1 protein-coding gene is annotated in these 18,567 nt (G+C 74.9%); it reads right to left on the bottom strand.

Going from position 1 to position 18,567, the window contains the following annotated elements; all coding sequences use genetic code 11:
- Positions 1-9: 9 nt before the first annotated feature.
- Positions 10-18,522, bottom strand: a complete 18,513-nt coding sequence (locus CP982_RS40895) for a non-ribosomal peptide synthetase (protein ID WP_150515130.1) — start codon at positions 18,520-18,522, stop codon at positions 10-12.
- Positions 18,523-18,567 lie beyond the last annotated feature (45 nt).

The raw sequence follows: 18,567 nt of genomic DNA, 5'->3' as shown, positions 1-18,567 counted from the left end.
TGGCAGTCCTCACCGTTCGTCGTGGTCGCTGTCGCCGCGTGCGGCGTCTTCGAGTTCGCTGAGCACCTGCTCCTCCACCAGGTCCGCCAGGGCGGCGACCGTGCGGTGGACCAGGACGTCGCGGGGCGTGAGGGTCACGCCGAACGCGTCGTTGGCACGGGAGGCGATGAGCAGGGCACGCAGGGAGTCGCCGCCCAGGGAGAAGTAGTCGTCCTCCACGCCCACCACCGTCTGCAGGACCTCCTCCCACAGGTCGGCGATGGCCTCCTCGGTGGGGGTGCGCGGGGCGACGTGGCCGGACGTCTCCTCCTGGTCCGGTGGCGGCGCGGGCAGCGCGGCCCGGTCGGTCTTGCCGTTCTGGGTGAGCGGGAAGCGGTCGAGGACGACGTACGCCGAGGGGACCATGGGGCCGGGCAGGGTGCGGGCGGCGAGCGCCCGCAGCTCCGCCGCGGCGGGCCGCTCGGCACCGGGTGCGGCGAGCAGATGGGCGACCAGGCGCGGCAGGCCCGGCTCGTCCTCGCGCACCGTGACCACGGCGTCGAGCACGGCCGGGTGGCCGACGAGCGCCGCCTCGACCTCGCCCGCCTCGATGCGGTGGCCGCGCAGCTTGAGCTGGTGGTCGGTGCGGCCCAGGTAGTGCAGTTCGCCCTGGGCGTCGCGCCGGACCAGGTCGCCGGTGCGGTACATCCGCGAGCCGGGCGGACCGAACGGATCCGCCGTGAACCGCGAGGCGGTCAGCGCGGGACGGTTCAGATAACCGCGGGCCAGCGAGGGGCCACTCAGCCACAACTCCCCCGCCACACCATCCGGCACCGGCCGCAACCGGCCATCCAAAACGTAGACCCCGGTGTCAGGCAACCGACGGCCAATGGGCGGCGCGGAACCGTCCGCCGTCAACGGACCCGACCACGTCGCGACCACCGTCGCCTCAGTGGGCCCGTAGGAGTTCACCAGACGGTGGTACGGCGCCCAGCGGGCCACCAGTTCGGCGCTGCACGCGTCGGCTCCGACGGTCAGCGTCTTCAGGTCCGGCAGGGTGCCGGGGGTGTCCGGCGGCAGCGTGGCGAGCGCGGCAGGGGGCAACAGGGTGTGCGTGATGCGTGCGGTACGCAGGACCTCCGCCAGTTCCCCGCCGAGCAGCGGCCCCGGCGTGGGCACGACCAGGGCCGCGCCGTGCGGCAGGGACATGCACAGCTCCAGGACCGACGCATCGAAGCTCGGCGTCGCGAACGCCAACACCCGGTCCCCGGGCTCCACTTCATAGTGCGCGGCCTCAGCGGCGGCAAAGCCAGCCAGACCACGATGAGTCACCACCACACCCTTGGGCGTACCGGTCGAGCCTGACGTGTAGATCACATACGCCGGATCGTCGAGGCACAGCGGACGGGCCCGGTCCGTGTCCGTCGGCCGACGCTCCGGGACACCCTCCGCCGCGAGCAGATCGGCCACCTGATCGGCGTCGAGCGTCAGCGCGGGCGCCGCGTCCCGCAGCATGAACGCCACCCGCTCCTCGGGATACCCCGGGTCCACCGGGACATAGGCCGCGCCCGCCTTGGCCACACCGAGCTGGGCGAGGACCATCTCGGCCAAGCGCGGCAGGACCAGGGCGACGAGGTCACCGGGGCCCACACCTCGGGTGATCAGCTGGTGCGCCAGCCGGTTCGCACGCGCCTCCACCTCCGCGAAGGAGAGCGTCAGGCCAGGCCCGACCAACGCCGTCGCGTCCGGCGACCGGTCCACGGCAGCCTCGACAAGCACGGGCAGCACCTCCGGCACGACCGGAGCCAACTCGGGACGCACCGCACCCCGCACCAGCCGCTCGTACAGCTCGGGCGGCAGGGCGTCCACGGCGTCCAGACGCGTCCCGTCCGGCGCGGCGACGAGGGCGCGCAGGGTGTGGACGAGCTGGGCGGAGAGGGAGCGTGCGGTCGACTCCTCGAAGTAGCGGGGGTCGTAGCCGACGACGACGCCCATCCGGCTGCCCGGCAGGATCACCACGGTCAGGGGGTAGTTGGTGGACTCGTGGGCGTCGAGGTCGCGTACCCGGACGCCGTGCGCTCCCGCCGTGTCGTCGCCGACGGGGTAGTTCTCGAAGACCAGCAGGCTGTCGAACAGCGGTGTCCCCGGGGGCAGTCCGCTGACGGATTGCAGGTCGGTGAGCGGTACGTGGTCGAAGCGGCGGTCCTCGGCCCGCGCGTCCTGCGTCGCGCGCAGCCACGCGGCACACGGGGCGTCGCCGTCCACGGTGACCCGGGCGGGCAGCGTGGTGATGAACAGACCCGCGATGGTGTCGGCCCCTGGCATGTCCGCGGGCCGTCCGGAGACGGTCGTACCGAAGCACACGTTCCGGTCGCCGCTCCAGCGGGAGAGGAGGAGCGCCCAGGCGCCCTGCACCACGGTGTTGAGGGTCAGCCGGTGGCGCCGGGCGAAGCCCGCCAGGCGGTCCGTCTCGCTCTCGTCCAGGTACTCCGCGAGCCAGCTGCCGGAGCGGGCGGGGGCTCCCTGGACGGGCCTGCGGTCGTACGGCAGCGGGGTCGGGGCGGTCAGGTCGGCGAGCGCGCCCGTCCAGTGCTCCTCGGCCCGCGCGGTGTCGCGGGCCGCGAGCCAGGCGGCGTAGTCCGCGAACGGCCTGCGGTCCGGCAGCCGCGGCTCCTCCCTCCGGGAGAGGGCGGCGTGGGCGGCCACGACGTCCCCGAGGACGTGGAAGACGCTCCATCCGTCGAGCAGCGCGTGGTGGAAGGTCCACACCACGCGCACCTCGTCCGGGGTGAGGCGGATCAGGGCGACGCGCAGCAGCGGCACCCGGTCCAGGTCGATACCGCGGGCCTTGTCCTCGGCGAGCAGGCGCTCCAGCTCCGCGTCGCGCGCGTCCGGCGCGAGGGCGCTCCAGTCGTGTTCGGTGACGGGCACGGCGACGGCACGCCGCACCGCCTGGAGCGGCACGGGCGCCCCGCTCAGGACCACGGCGGTGCGCAGTACGGGTGTGCGGTCCACGACGTGCTGCCAGGCGGCGGCCAGCACGCGGGCGTCGGGCACGCCGTCCATGACGAACGTGATCTGCTCGACGTAGAGCCCTTCTGCGGGCTCGTCCATGCCGTGGACGAGCATGCCTGCCTGGGTGGGGGTGAGCGGGTAGAGGTCCACCACATCGCGTCCGGTGCCCACCAGGCGGTCGACGCCGTCCTGGTCCAGCGGGGCCAGCGGGAAGTCCGACGGGGTGCGGCCCCCGGCGCCGGGTTCGGCGCAGTGCCGCGCGATGGCCCGCAGTTCGTCGGCCATCTCGGCGGCGAGCCGGGCGACGGTGTCGCTCCGGTGCACGTCGCGCGAGTACGACCAGGTGAACTCCAGGCGCTTGTCCGTCACGCGCCCGATCACGTCGATGAGGTGCGGGCGGTCCGCGGCCGTGTCCATGCCGCCCGCCAGGTCGCCGTGCGGCGCGTGCAGCAGGCTCCCGGAGGCGTGTCCGTCCTGCTGGCCCAGGTAGTTGAAGGAGATCTGCGGCAGGCCGGGAAGGCCCGCGCCCGCCGTCGGGTGCAGATGGCACAGGGCGCCGTGGCCGAGGCCGCCGTGGGGCACGGCGCGCAGGCTCTCCTTGACGGACTTCAGCGCGGTGGCGGTGTCCGCGTCGCGCGGCACGTCGAGCGCGACGGGGAACACGCTCGTGAACCAGCCGACCGTGCGGGACAGGTCGACGTCGTCGAAGAGGTCCTCCCGGCCGTGGCCCTCAAGGGTCACGGCCACCCGGTCCCGCCCCGTCCAGCGCGCCAGGACCCGGCCCAGGGCGCACAGCAGCACGTCGTTCACGCGGGTGCGGTAGACGCCCGGCACGTCCTGGAGGAGCTGCCGGGTCTCCTCGCTGTCGAGGCCCACCGTCACGGACTCCTCGCTCGCGGCGGTGTTCGCCCCGGTGAGGTCGGTCGGCAGGGTGGGGCCGTCGGGCACGTTCCGCCAGTGGTCGAGTTCGCCGTCGAAGCCCCCGGCCTCGGTGTGCGCGGCGAGACGGCGGGCCCACGCCTGGAAGGACGTCGTCTTCGGCCCGAGGTCGGCCGGGTTCCCGGCGCGCAGCGCCCCGTACGCGGTGTCGAGGTCCTCCAGGATCAGGTGCCAGGACACCGCGTCCACCACCAGGTGGTGGGCGGCGAGCACCAGGACCGGTCGTCGGCCGCCGCCGGAGCGGCACAGCGCGGCCTTGAGGAGGGGCCCGGATTCCAGGTCGAAGCCCGCGCACAGGCGGTCGACGAGAGTGGCGGGCGGCTCCCCCGGCAGGTCGTGCACCTCCCAGTGGACCGGTTGCCCCGGCGCGGTGCCGTGCTGGCGGCGGACCCCGTCGGCGTCCGTCGGGAAGCGCAGGCGCAGCGCGTCGTGGTGGTCGTGGACGGCGGCGAGCGCGGCGCGCAGGGCGGCCTCGTCGGTGTCGGCGGCCAGCTCGTAGGAGACGGCCTGCGTGAGGTGTGCCGGGTCGCCGGTGAGGGTGTCGAACAGATAGCGCTGGACCGGTGTGAGCGGTGCCTCGCCGACCACGGCGCCCTGTTCGGCCGCCGTGCCGGCGGCAGGTAGGTCCTCGGCGGCGGTGGCCAGCTCGGCGATCGTCTGATGGCGGAACAGATGCCGTGGCGTCAGGGCGAATCCGGCCCTGCGGGCCGCGGCGACGATCTGGATGCCGAGGATGGAGTCCCCGCCGAGCGTGAAGTAGTTGTCCTGCGCGCCCACGTCGGGCACGCCGAGGACCTCGGACCAGATCGCGGCGAGCGCCTTCTCCGTGTCGGTGCGCGGCGGGACGCCGCCCCCGTCGGCCGGGGCCGACCACACCGGGTCGGGCAGCGCGTTCCGGTCGAGCTTCCCGGTGGCCCCGAGCGGCAGTCGCTCCAGCGGTACGACGACCGCCGGGACCAGGTGGTCGGGGAGGGTGCGGGCGAGGAAGTCGCGCAGCGCGACGGGGTCCGGGGCGTCGCTGCGGCGCGGCACCGCGTACGCCACGAGGCGGCGGTGGCCGTCGCGCTCCGACACGCGGGCGGCGGCCGCGGCCACGTCCGGGTGCCCGGCGAGGGCCGCCTCCAGCTCACCCAGCTCGATGCGGAAGCCGCGCACCTTCACCTGGTGGTCGGTGCGGCCCAGGTAGTGCAGTTCGCCCTGGGCGTCGCGCCGGACCAGGTCGCCGGTGCGGTACATCCGCGAGCCGGGCGGACCGAACGGATCCGCCGTGAACCGCGAGGCGGTCAGCGCGGGACGGTTGAGATAGCCGCGGGCCAGCGAGGGGCCACTCAGCCACAACTCCCCCGCCACACCATCCGGCACCGGCCGCAACCGAGCATCCAGGACGTAGACACCCGTGTAGGGCAGCCGACGACCGATGGGCGGCGCGGAACCGTCCGCCGTCAACGGACCCGACCACGTCGCGACCACCGTCGCCTCAGTGGGCCCGTAGGAGTTCACCAAGCGGTGGTACGGCGCCCACGCTGCCACGAGCTCCGGACCGCAGGCGTCGGCGCCGACCGTCAGTGTCTTCAGGTCCGGCAGGGTGCCCGGGGTCTCCGGTGGAAGCGTGGACAACGCGGCGGGGGGCAGCAGGGTGTGCGTGATGCGCTCCGTCCGGAGCACCTGCGCGAGGTCCGCACCGAGCAGCGGCCCCGGCGCGGGCACGACCAGGGCCGCGCCGTGCGGCAAGGACATGCACAACTCCAGGACCGACGCGTCGAAGCTCGGCGTCGCGAACGCCAACACCCGGTCCCCATGCTCGACTTCATAATGCGCGGCCTCAGCGGCGGCAAAGCCCGCCAGACCACGATGCGTCACCACCACACCCTTGGGCGTACCGGTCGAACCGGACGTGTAGATCACATACGCCGCATCGTCAAGCAGCAACGGACGCACCCGGTGCTCGTCTGTCGGGCGGTCCTCCCTCGAACCGTCCGCCAGCAGGTCGGCGACCCGCTCCGCGTCGAGCGTCAGCGCGGGCGCCGCGTCCCGCAGCATCAACGCCACCCGCTCCGCCGGATACCCCGGGTCCACCGGCACGTACGCCGCGCCCGCCTTGGCCACACCGAGCTGGGCAAGGACCATCTCGGCCGAGCGCGGCAGGACCAGGGCCACCAGATCACCCGGACCCACACCCTGGGCGATCAACCCGTGCGCCAGCCGGTTCGCACGCGCCTCCACCTCCGCGAAGGACAGCGTCAGACCCGGCGCCACCAACGCCGTCGCGTCCGGAGACCGGTCCACGGCAGCCTCGACGAGCACGGGCAGCACCTCCGGCACGACCCGAGCCAACTCGGGACGCACCGCACCCCGCACCAACCGCTCGCGCTCCTCCGGCGCCAGGACGTCCACCGCGTCCAGGCGGGTCTCGTCGGACGCGTCGGCCAGGAGACGCAAGGTGTGCAGGAGCCGCTCCGACAGGGAGCGCGCGGTCGACTCCTCGAAGTGGGCGGGGTCGTAGTCCAGGATGACCGACAGGATGTCCCCCGGGGCGACCACCACGTTCAGCGGGTAGTTGGTCGGCTCCACGTCGCGTTCCTGCTCGATGGCCAGGCCGTGGCGGGCCAGGGCGCCCTCGTCGAACGGGTAGTTCTCGAAGACCACGATGCTGTCGAACAGGTTCGTGCCGCCCGGCACCTCGCTCCAGGTCTGGAGCTGGGCGAGCGATACGAAGTCGTGCCTGCGGGACTCCGACTGCGCGGCCTGGAGCTCCCGCAGCCACTCCAGGAGACCGCGGCCGCCGTCGATCCGTACGCGCGTGGGCAGGGTGTTGATGAACACCCCGACCATCGAGGTCACCCCGGGCAGTTCGGCGGGGCGCCCGGAGACGGTGGTGCCGAACACGACGTCGTCCCCGCCGCCGTACCGCGACAGGAGCAGCGCCCAGGCGCCCTGCACCAAGGTGTTGACGGTCAGTCCGGCACGCTGCGCGGTCTCGCGCAGCCGCGCCGACGTCCCGGCGTCGAGGGCCACGCCGACGGTCCCCGAGGACGACGTGCGGTGCGCCTCGGCGGGCCGCCGGTCCCGGGGCAGCTCGGTCGGGGCGGAGAACCCGGCGAGCGTCTCGCGCCAGTACGCCTCCGACCGCGCGGTGTCCTGCCGCGACAGCCACTCCAGATAGTCCCGGAACGGTGCGCGGTCGGCGATCTCGGGGCGGCGCCCGGCGGTCGCCGCCGCGTACCGCTCGCACACCTCGTCGAAGACCTGGGCCGCGCTCCACCCGTCGAGCAGGATGTGGTGGAACGTCCACACCATCCGTACGCGGTCCGGTGCCAGACGGATCAGGGTGAGGCGCATCAGGGGCGCTGCGCCCAGGTCGATCCCGGCGGCCCGGTCCTCGTCGAGCAGCCGGTCCATCTCCCGGGCGCACCAGTCGGCGGGACGGCCGGTCCAGTCGTGGTGGGCGACGGGCACGGTGGCCCGGTGCCGGACCGCCTGGAGCGGTTCGCGGGTCTCCTGCCACACCAGGCGTGTGCGCAGCATCGCGTTGGCGTCGGCGGTCCGCTGCCACGCCTCGGCCAGGGCGTGCGGGTCGGTGACGCCGCACAGCACCAACTGGACCTGGTTGACGTACGTCCGCGCGTCGGGGTCCATCAGGCTGTGGAACAGCATGCCCGCCTGCATCGGCGTCAGCGGATACAGGTCCGCGACCGCGCGGCCGTCGCCCACGACGCGGTCCAGGGCCGCCTGGTCCACGCGGGCCAGCGGGAAGTCCGACGGCGTACGGCCCCCGGCGTCCTCGCGGCAGCAGTGCGCGACGATCTCGGTGAGCGCGCGCAGCATGGCGTCGGCGAGGCGCGCGACGGTCTCCTCGTGGTGCAGCGTGTGGCTGTAGTGCCAGGTGATCTCCAGCTCCCCGCCTTCGACGCGGGCGATCACGTCGAGGAGGTGCGGGCGCGCCGCGTCGGGCGCGTCGGCGCCGCCGAGTCCGCCGAGCACGCCGCGCACCAGCGTCCCGTCACGGCCCGTCGGCCAGTCGAACCGGCCCAGGTAGTTGAAGCTGATCCCGGGCGCGGGTGCCGCGGCGAGGCGGTCGTCCCCGGCGAGGCGGGCGAGGGCGCCGTGGCCGAGGCCCCGGTCCGGCACCGCCCGCAGCTGTTCCTTGACGGACTTCAGGGCGGTGCCCCAGTCGGCGTCCGGTACGTCCAGGGCGATGGGGTACAGGCTGGTGAACCAGCCGACCGTGCGGGACAGGTCGATGTCGTCGAAGAGCTGGTCCTCGCGGCCGTGGCCCTCCAGAGCAACCGTGACGGTAGAACGTTCGATCCAGTCGGCGACGGTACGGCCGAGCGCGGTCAGGAGCACGTCGTCGATGCGGGTGCGGTAGGCGCCGGGCGCCTTGCGCAGCAGGTCGTCGGTGTGCTGCCGGTCCAGGCGCACGGTGACCGAGCGGACGTCGGCCATGGTGGTGGTGCCCGGTGCGGCGCCGGTGTCCAGGGGCAGCGGTGCGGCGCAGCGCCCGGACACGTCCCGCCAGTGGGCGCGCTGTTCGGCGAACCCGCCGGACGCGGTGTGCGCGCGCAGGCGCCGGGCCCACTCCTGGACGGACGTGGTGCGTTCCGGTAGGCGTACCGGTGCACCCGTACGCGCCTGCTGGTAGGCGGTGTCCAGGTCCTCCAGGAGGATGCGCCAGGACACTCCGTCGACCACGAGGTGATGGACGGTCAGGAGCAGACGCGGACGCGCCCCGGTGAACAGGCGGGCGTTCAGGAGCGGGCCGGTGGCGAGCGGGAACGCGACGTGCTCCGCGGCGTCGGGGCCGTTCGTGTCGCAGACCTCCAGGAGGTCCGGTGCCGTCCCGTCCGGGCCGGGGACGTGCTGGCGCCAGGCCCCGTCGTCGCCGAGGACGAACCGGGCGCGCAGGGCGTCGTGGTGGGACCACAGGGCCGCGAGGGCGCGGCGCAGGGCGTCCGCGTCGACGTCCGGGTCGGTCTCGACGAGCAGGCACTGGTCGAAGACCTCGGGGCGGCTCGGCCCGGGGTCGAGGAACCAGTGCTGGATGGGCGTGAGCGGGACCTCGCCGGTCACGGGGCCGGTGCCGGCGACGGCCGCGGCCGTTCCGGTGGCGGCGGCGAGGGCGGCGACGGTGGGGTGGCGGAAGAGATCGCGCGGAGTGAGCCCGAGCCCGGCGGCGCGGGCACGCGACACGACCTGGATGCTCAGGATCGAGTCGCCGCCCAGGGTGAAGAAGTTGTCGTCGGCGCCGACGCGGTCCACGCCCAACAGGTCCGCCCAGATGTCGCTGAGGACGCGTTCGGCCTCGGTGCGGGGCGGGCGGTAGGCGGTGTCGCCCGCCGTGGACCAGTCCGGCGCGGGCAGCCTGCCCCGGTCCACCTTGCCGTTGGCGGTCAGCGGCAGCTCCGGCAGCGTGACGAAGGCGGCGGGCACCATGTAGTCGGGCAGTTCGGCGGCCACGTGGGCGCGCAGTTCGCTCGTGGTCGGCGCGCCCGCCGCCGTGGCGGGCACGAAGTGGGCGGCCAGGCGCTTGCGTCCGGCGTGCTCGCACACGGACACCACGGCCTCGGCGACGCCCGCGTGCGCGGTGAGCCGGGCCTCGATCTCGGCGGGCTCGACGCGGAACCCGCGCAGTTTGATCTGGTCGTCCGCGCGCCCCACGAAGTGCAGTTCGCCGTCCCCGCCGAAGCGGACGATGTCGCCGGTGCGGTACATGCGGCCGCCGGGCGGGCCGAACGGGTCGGCCACATAGCGGGCCGCCGTCGCGCCCGACTGCCCGACGTAGCCGCGGGCGAGCCCGGCTCCGGCGATGTACAACTCCCCCGGCACACCCGGTGGTTGCGGCTGGAGGGCGGCGTCGAGGACGTACGCGCGGGTGTTGTCGAGCGGGCGTCCGATGGGCAGCACCGGAGGCAGCGGGTCACCGGCGCGGAAGGCGCGCCGCGTCGCGAAGGTGGTGGTCTCGGTGGGGCCGTAGCCGTCGACGACGGTAAGGTCGGGGCAGGCGTCGAGGACGCGGCGCACCACGGCGCCCGGCACGGCCTCGCCCCCGGTCCACACCTCCCGCGCGCCGCGCAGGCACGTGGGGTCCTCCTGGGCGAGGAGGCGGAAGAGGCCCGCGGTGAGCCACAGGAAGCGCACGCCGCGCTCGGTGATCGCGCTCCGGACGACGGCGGCCTCGACGTCGCCCGGCGGGGCGAGGACGGCCGTCCCGCCGCGCAGCAGGGGCGCCCACAGCTCGTACGTGGAGGCGTCGAAGGCGTGCGGGGAGTGCACGAGGACGCGGTCGTGCCCGGTGAAGGCGCGGTCGAACGCCAGGGCGGCGACGTCCCGGTGGCGCGCGGCGACGCCCTTGGGGGTGCCGGTGGAGCCGGAGGTGAACATCACGTACTGGACGGAGTCGGGGTGCAGTGCAGGGGCGGCGGTGTGCGGTGGCGCCTGCTCCGGCTCGTGGTCGGGCCGCAGCACGGTGCCGTCGGGCAGCACTTCCCGCGCCGTCCGCTCCCACTCGGCGTCGGTCAGGATCAGCTCCGCGCCCACCTCGGCGAGTATGCGCCGCAGCCGCTCGCTCGGCGCCCGGCCGTCGAGGGGGACGTAGACGCCACCGGCGAGGGCGAGCGCGAGCTGGGTGACGACCAGGCCGACCGAGCGGTCCATGAGGACGCCGACGGGCACTTCGACGCTCACGCCGTGGGCGGCGAGCCGGGCCGCGAGGACCCTGGCCCGGACGTCCAGGTCCCGGTAGGTGAGGCGGTCGGCGCCCGCCTCCAGGGCGGGGGCGTCGGGCGTGCGCCGCACCTGTGCCGCCCACAGGTCCGCGACCGTCGCCTCGGGGGCGGGGGTGGCGGTGTCGTTCCACTCGTCGAGGACCTGGCGGCGGCGGGCGGGGGTGAGCAGGGGCAGGCGCGCGGGCGGGCGCTCGGGCCCGGCGGCGATGCCGTCGAACAGGACGGTGAGGTACTCGGCCATCCGCGCGACCGTGGCGGCGTCGAACAGCGCGGGGTCGTAGCCGAGGCGCAGGCCGAGTTCCGCACCGGGGTAGGCCACCAGGCTGAGCGGGTAGTTGGTGGTCTCGATGCCGTCGAGGTCGCTCAGGCGCAGCCCGTGGGCGGCGGCGAGGTCGTCGTCGACGGGGTAGTTCTCGAACACGACGATGCTGTCGAACAGGGCGGCCTGCTCGGGGAGTTCGGTGAGGGCCTTCATCCGTGTGAGCGGCACGTGGTCGAAGCGGCGGTCCTCGCTCTGGTCGTACTGGAGGGCGCCCAGCCAGTCGACGAGGGTGCCCTCGCGCGGGACCCGGACGCGGGTGGGCAGGGTCGCGATGAACAGGCCGGTCATGGCATCGGCGCCCGGCAGCTCGGGCGGCCGTCCGGAGACGGTGGTGCCGAAGACGACCTCCTCCCGGCCCGCCTGGCGGCTCAGGAGCAGCGCCCAGGCGCCCTGGACCAGGGTGTTGAGGGTCAGGCCCGCCGTCCTGGCCAGGTCTTCGAGGGCGCGCGTCGTGGCCTGCGGCACGGTGACGCGGACCGCCTCGGTGGACTCCGCGTGGTGGGTCTCGCGCGGCTCGCGGTCGTAGGGCAGCGCGGTCGCCTCGGTCAGGCCCGTGAGGCGCTCGCGCCAGTGCCGCTCGGCCCGTTCGCCGTCGTCGCGGTCACGGTCGCGCAGCCAGGCCACGTACTCGCTGAAGGGGCGCCGTGCGGGCAGTGGGTCGCCCCGGTCCTCGGAGCGGGACAGGCTCGCGTGGCAGGCGAACACGTCGGACAGGACCTGGAACAGGCTCCAGCCGTCCAGGATCAGATGGTGGAAGGACCACACCACGCGTACGGAGCTGTCGGAGAGCCGGGCGAGGGTCAGGCGCTGGAGCGGGGCGCACGCCAGGTCGATGCCGCGCTCGCGGTCCCGGTCGAGCAGGTCCCGCAGCCCGTTCCCCCGCTCGTCGTCGGCCGGTTCGCGCCAGTCCAGGTGGGTGACCGGCACGGACGCGTGACGCCGTACCACGAGCAGCGGTTCGGGCACGTCCTGCCAGACGGCGCGGGAGCGGAGCACCGGGGTGCGGTCCGTCACGCGCTGCCAGGCCGCCGCGAGCACGGCCGGGTCGGGCACGCCGTCCAGGACGAACGACACCTGCTGGAAGTACACGCTCTGGTCGTCCTGCGAGAGGCCGTGGAAGAGCATCCCGGCCTGGGTGGGCGTGAGCGCGTGGACGTCCTCGACGGCGCCGGGGTCTTCGCCCACGACGCGGTCCACGGCCGCCTGGTCGAGCCGCGCCAGCGGGAAGTCCGAGGGGGTGCGGCCGCCGGTGCCGGGTCGGGCCGCGTGCCGGGCGATCCCGGCGAGCGCGTCCGCGAACCGCGCGGCGAGGCCCGCGACGGTCGCCTCCTGGTGCAGCGCGTCGGAGTAGAACCAGGTGAACTCCAGTACGTCGCCGTCGAGGTGCCCCACGACCTCCAGCGGGTGGGGGCGCGCGGACAGCGGGTCGGCGTCCAGTTCGAGGGGGCGGCACGGACCGGCGTACAGGCCGTCGGGTGTATCCGGGAGCCCGAACCGGCCCAGGTAGTTGAAGCTGACCTGCGCGGCGGGCGCGGCGGGCGCCGTGCCGGGTCCGGTCAGGTAGCGCAGCGCGTCGTGTCCCAGGCCGTGCCGGGGCACCGCGCGCAGCTGCTCCTTGACCTGCTTCAGGACGGCGTCCCAGTCGGCGTCCGGCGGGACGGCGAGGGCGACGGGGTGGCGGGTGGTGAACCAGCCGACGGTCCGGCTGGTGTCGACGTCGGCGAACAGCTCTTCGCGCCCGTGGCCTTCGACGTCCACCAGGACGCGCTCGTATCCGGTCCACGCGCACAGCACGCGCCCGAGCGCGCTCAGGAGCACGTCGTTGACCCGGGTGCGGTAGGTGTCGGGAAGGGTGCGCAGCAGGGCGGCGGTGTCCTCGGCGGTGAGGCGTACGGTCACGGAGCGGGCCGTGGCGTAGGTGTTGGCGCCCACCGCGTCCGTGGGCAGGGACGCGGTGGCGCCCGCGAGGGCCCGCGTCCAGTACGCCGTCTCGTCGTCGAAGCCGCCGTCGGCCGCGTACGCGGCCAGGCGCCGGGCCCAGTGGCGCAGCGGGGCGGACTTGGCGGGCAGTGCCGCCCGGGCGTCGCGGCCCTCGCGGCGGGCGCGATAGGCCCGGTCGAGGTCTTCGAGCAGGAGGCGCCAGGAGACCCCGTCGACCACGAGGTGGTGGACGGCCAGGTGCAGGACGGGCGGGAGCTGCGCGTCCCGCTCGTGCAGCACGGCGCGCAGCAGCGGGCCGTTGCGCAGGTCGAAGGGGCCGTGGTGCGGCGCGTCGGTGGCGGGGCCGGTGTGGCGCGCCAGGCGCAGGCGCGGGGTGTGCTCGTCGACGTACCAACGCGCGCCGGTCGCGCCGTCGTTCTGGAAGTGGGAGCGCAGCGCGTCGTGGTGGGCGACGAGGTCGTTGAGGGCGCCTTCGAGCGCCGCCGTGTCGACCGTCTCGGGCAGCTCCACCGACAAGGTCTGGGCGAAGTGACCGGACCGTGCGGCGGCGCTGTCGAACAGCCAGTGCTGAATGGGCGTCAGCGGGGCCGGTCCCGTGGCCGGTACGTGCGCCGGGGCGGTGGGCCGCTGTCCTTTCGCGGTGTCCGCGCGGCGGGCGAGGTCGGCCACCGTCTGGTGCCGGTAGACGTCGCGGGACGTGATGGTCAGGCCCGCCTGCCGGGCCTGGGCGACCACCTGGATGCTCAGGATGGAGTCGCCTCCGAGCGCGAAGAAGTTGTCGTCCGCCCCGACGCGCTCCACGTGCAGGACATCGGCCCAGATGCGGGCGAGGACGCGCTCGGTGGGCGTGCGCGGCGGCACGTGGCGGGCGGTGCGCCCGGCGGGCCCCGGGTCGGGCAGCCGGTCGCGGTCCAGCTTGCCGTTGGGGTTCAGGGGCAGCGCGCCGAGTCCGACGACGACGGCGGGGACCAGGTAGTCGGGCAGGGCGCGGCCGAGCTCGCGGCGCACCGCGTCCGGGTCCACCCGCTTGCCGGGGGCGGGGACGACGTAGCCGACCAGGCGCCGGTGGCCGTCGCTCTCGCGGGCGGCGGCGGCCGCCTGCGCCACGCCCTCGCAGCGCAGCAGCGCCTCCTCCACCTCGCCCAGTTCGATGCGGAAGCCGCGCACCTTGACCTGCTGGTCTGTGCGGCCCAGGTACTCCAGCTCGCCCGCCTGGGTCCAGCGCACCAGGTCCCCGGTGCGGTACATGCGGTCGCCGGGCGCGCCGAAGGGGTCGGCGACGAAGCGGGTCGCGGTCAGTCCGGGGCGGCGCAGGTATCCGCGCGCGAGGCCGCCGCCGCCGAGGTACAGCTCGCCCGTCACGCCCGGCGGCTGCGGGCGCAGCAGCCGGTCCAGGACGTAGGCGCGGGTGCGGGCCACGGGCCTGCCGATCGGCGGGGCCTGGTCGGGCTCGGTCTCGTCGGCGAACCAGGCGGTGGCGTAGACGGTGGCCTCGGTGGGGCCGTAGATGTTGGCCACCTCGCAGAACGGCATGGCCCGCCGCAGGTCGCGCACGGTCTGCGCGGGCAGCGCCTCCCCGGCGAGGACGAACGTGTCCGAGGCGATGGCCGCGCCGCCCTCGGTGAGCAGCCGCGCGATCACCGACGGCACGCCGCTGACGAGCCCGGCGCCGCGCAGGTCGGGGTCCTCGGCGAGGGCGGCCAGGTCCGCCACCACCTCGACGCCGCCGCCCGCGAGCAGCGGGCAGATCAGCTCGAACACCGAGACGTCGAAGTTGAGCGAGGTCGAGGCGATCACATGGGCGAGGCGCTCGGGCCCGAACCGTTCCTCCACCCACTCGGCGAGCGCCGCCACGCTGCGGTGGGCGACCACGACGCCCTTGGGGCGGCCGGTCGAGCCCGAGGTGTAGATGACGTACGCGGGGTGGTCGGGCAGCAGCGGCCGTGCCAGGTCGGCCGCCGTCAGGTCCGCGTCCCCCGGCAGGTCCGCGCAGTCGGCCGGGCAGTCCTCCAGGATCAGCGGCTCGCAGTCCGCGGGCAGCGCGCCGGCGGTCTCGCGGGCGGCCACGACGAGGGCCGGGGCGGCGTCGGCGAGCATGAAGCGGATGCGCTCGGCGGGGTAGCCGGGGTCGACGGGCAGATAGCCCGCGCCGGACTTCAGGACCCCCCACAGGGTCGGGACCAGGTCGGCGGAGCGCGGCAGGCACAGGGCCACCAGCGTCTCGGGACCCGCGCCGCGGGCGACGAGCTGCCGGGCGATGCGGTTGGCGCGCCGGTTCACCTCCGCGTAGTCGAGGCGCGTGGTGCCGCAGGCCACGGCGGTCCGGTCGGGGGTGCGGGACACCTGGGCCTCGAACAGCGCGGGCAGCGTGGGCGCGGCGGTGTCGTCTCCGGCGCGCACGGGCGGGTTCCAGGCCTCGATGAGGGTGCGCCGCTCGCCCTCCAGGAGCAGGGGCAGTTCGGCGAGCGTCCGGTGCGGCCTGTCCGCCATGTCCTCCAGGAGGCGGTGCAGATGGCGGCTCATCCGGGCGACGGTGTCCACGTCGAACAGATCGGTGTTGAACTCGACGGTCAGCTCCCGGCCGCCGTCCGCGCGCGGCGCGAACTCCAGGACCAGGTCGAAGCGGGAGGCCGGGCGCGGCAGCGGATGGTCCTCGACGCTGAGGGCGCCCGCCCGCGGCGGGTGGTCCGGTGCGGTCTGCTGGACCACGAGCACCTGCACCAGCGGCGTACGGCTGGGGTCCCGGGGCGGGGCCAGTTCCTCGACGACGCGGTCGAAGGGCACCCCGTCGTGTGCGAAGGCGTCCAGGACGGTCGCGCGCATGCGCTCCACGAAGCCGCCGACGGTGGTGGTGTCGTCGACCTCTTCGCGCAGCACCACGGTGTTGGCGAAGAAGCCGGTCACGTCCTCCAGGTCGCGGCGCCGACGCCCGTTGGTGACGGTGCCGAAGGCCACGTCGCGCTGACCGGAGTACCGGGAGAACAGCACGGCCGACGCGGCGGCGAACAGGGTGAACACGGTCGTGCCGCGGTCGGCGGCCAGCCGCCGAACGCGCTCGACCAGGTCCGCGGGGAGCGGGTGGCGGTGCGCGGCGCCGGCGGTGGTGCGCACCGGCGGCCGGGGCCGGTCGGTGGGCAGGTCCAGCTGCTGCATGCCGGTCAGATGCCGCTTCCAGTACGCGAGGTCCTCGCTGTCGGCGCCGGAGGAGCGCCGGCGCCGCTCCCACACCGCGAAGTCCGGGTACTGGACGGTCGGTGCGGACAGGCCGTCCGGCGCTCCGGTCGTCTCCGCGTGGTAGAGCGCGGCCAGTTCGCGGGTGAGCAGGCCCACCGACCAGCCGTCGGTGACGATGTGGTGCTGGGCGAGCAGCAGCAGGTGCTCGTCGTCGGTGACGCGGACGAGGAGCGCTCTGGTGAGCGGTCCCGCCGTCAGGTCGAAGGCGCGGCCGAGCTCCTCGGTCAGCAGCCGTTCGGCGACCTCGGCGCGCCGTCCGGCGGGCACGTGCGCCACGTCGGCCGTGCGCAGGGGCAGTTCGGCCTCGGGGCTCGTCCGCTGCACGCCCTGCCCGGCCACTGTGGCGAAGGTGGTGCGCAGGGCGTCGTGGCGGGCGGCGAGCCGGTCAAGGGCGCGGCGCAGCGCGGCGCGATCCAGGTCGCCGCGCAGTCGCAGGGCCACGCCGGTGTTGTACTCCGTGCCGCCCTCGCTGAGGTCGTCGAGGAACCACAGCCGCTGCTGCGCGCTGGACAGGGGCAGGGGCCGGTCGCGCGGGGCGGGCGGTATCGGCTCCGGCGGGGCGGTGGCGGACGGGTCGCCGATGAGCGGGGCGAGGGCGGCGACGGTCCGCGCGGTGAACACGTCCCGCACCGCGAGACGGACGCCCAGTTCCTCGGTGACCCGCGACAGCGTCCGGGCGGCGAGGACGGAGTCGCCGCCGAGGTCGAAGAAGTCGTCGTCGGCGCCCACGGCGTCGACTCCGAGGACCTCCCCCCAGATGGCGGCCAGTGCTTCTTCCCGGGGGGTGCGCGGCTGGGTCCACCCCTCGGCGGCCTCGCGGACGGGGGCGGGCAGGGCGCTGTGGTCCACCTTGTGGTGGCTGGTGAGCGGGAGTTCGTCCAGGACGACGACGGCGGACGGGACCATGTGGGCGGGCAGGACGGCGGCTGTCGCCGCGCGCAGCGCCGCGGGCTCCGGGGCGCTGCCTGCGTCGGTGGGTGTGACGTAGCCGACGAGCCGTCGCCGTCCCGGCTCGTCCTCGCGCACCACCACGACGGCCTCGCGCACGCCGGGCAGGCGCAGGAGCGCCGCCTCGATCTCGCCGGGTTCGATGCGGAAGCCGCGCACCTTGACCTGGCGGTCGACGCGGCCGAGGAACTCGAGCTCGCCTTCGGCGTTGCGGCGGCCGCGGTCGCCGGTGCGGTAGAGGCGGGCGCCGGGCGGGCCGAAGGGGTCGGCGACGAAGCGGGTCGCGGTCAGTCCTGGGCGGCCGTGGTAGCCGCGGGCCACGCCGTCCCCGCCGACGTACAACTCGCCGTCGGTGCCGGGCTCGACCGGTCGCATCGCCGCGTCGAGCACGTGCACCTGGGTGCCGGTCAGCGGGGTGCCGATGCTCGGTGCGCCGCTGCCCGCGGTGAGGGGTCCGGTCCAGGAGGCGACGACCGTCGCTTCGGTGGGGCCGTAGGAGTTGATCATCCGGCGGCCGGGGGCCCAGCGGTCGACGAGGGCCGGCGGGCAGGCCTCGGCTCCCACGATCAGCGTGCTCAGATGGCGCCCGACGTCGCCGCCCGCCGGGTCGGGCAGGGTGGCGAGGGCGGCGGGCGGGATCAGGGCGTGGGTGATGCAGTGCTCTTCCAGGACGGCGGCGAGTTCGTCGCCGAGCCACGGTCCGTGCGGGGGCACCACCAGGGTGGCGCCGGACAGGACGGAGCTGCACAGTTCGAGGACGGCGGCGTCGAAGCTGGGTGAGGAGAACTGCAGGACGCGGTCGCCGGGCCGCACGGCGTACCGCTCGGCGCAGCCGCGGCTGAAGCCCGCCACGCCCCGGTGGGTGACGGTCACGCCCTTGGGCCTGCCGGTGGATCCGGAGGTGTAGATGACGTACGCCGCGTGGTCGGCGTCCACCGGCTCGGGCCGCGGGTCCTCGGCGGGACCGGCCGCGTCGTCGAGGACGGCGCGGACCCGGGCCAGGTCGTCCAGGACCACCGCGGGCGCGGCGTCGGCCAGCATCAGCTCGCGCCGCTCGGCGGGGTAGCCCGGGTCCACGGGCAGGAACGCGGCGCTAGCACGTGTCACGGCGATCTCCGCCGCGATCAGTTCCATCGACCGCGGCAGCACGAGGGCCACCGTGCGGTCCGGTGCGGCCCCGCGGCGCAGGAGGTCGGCGGCCAGGCGGTCGGCCCGCTGTGCCAACTCCCGGTAGGACCAGGTCCTTTGGCCGTCGGTCACCGCGGGCGCGTCGGGCGTACGGGCCACCCATGCGGCGAACAGCTCACCGAGCGTTGGGTGCGGGTGCGCACCGGAGCTCCCGCTTCCGCCGCCGGTGGCGACGTGGTCGGCCGGCGGCAGGGAACTCGCCGGGGTGGGCTCGTCATGCAGGTCCGTCATGGGGGGATGTCCTTCGGCGCGGGGACGGTGCGGGTACGCGCGGGC

Origin of the sequence: Streptomyces spectabilis, from assembly GCF_008704795.1 — a bacterium.
Classification (GTDB): domain Bacteria; phylum Actinomycetota; class Actinomycetes; order Streptomycetales; family Streptomycetaceae; genus Streptomyces; species Streptomyces spectabilis.
Note: the sequence above shows the minus strand (reverse complement) of the source record. Positions and strands in the feature narration are given on the sequence as shown.

Bases quoted from the DNA above. Each gene is read 5' to 3' on its own strand.
- CP982_RS40895 (WP_150515130.1), bottom strand. From the start codon at position 18,522: ATGACGGACCTGCATGACGAGCCCACCCCGGCGAGTTCCCTGCCGCCG.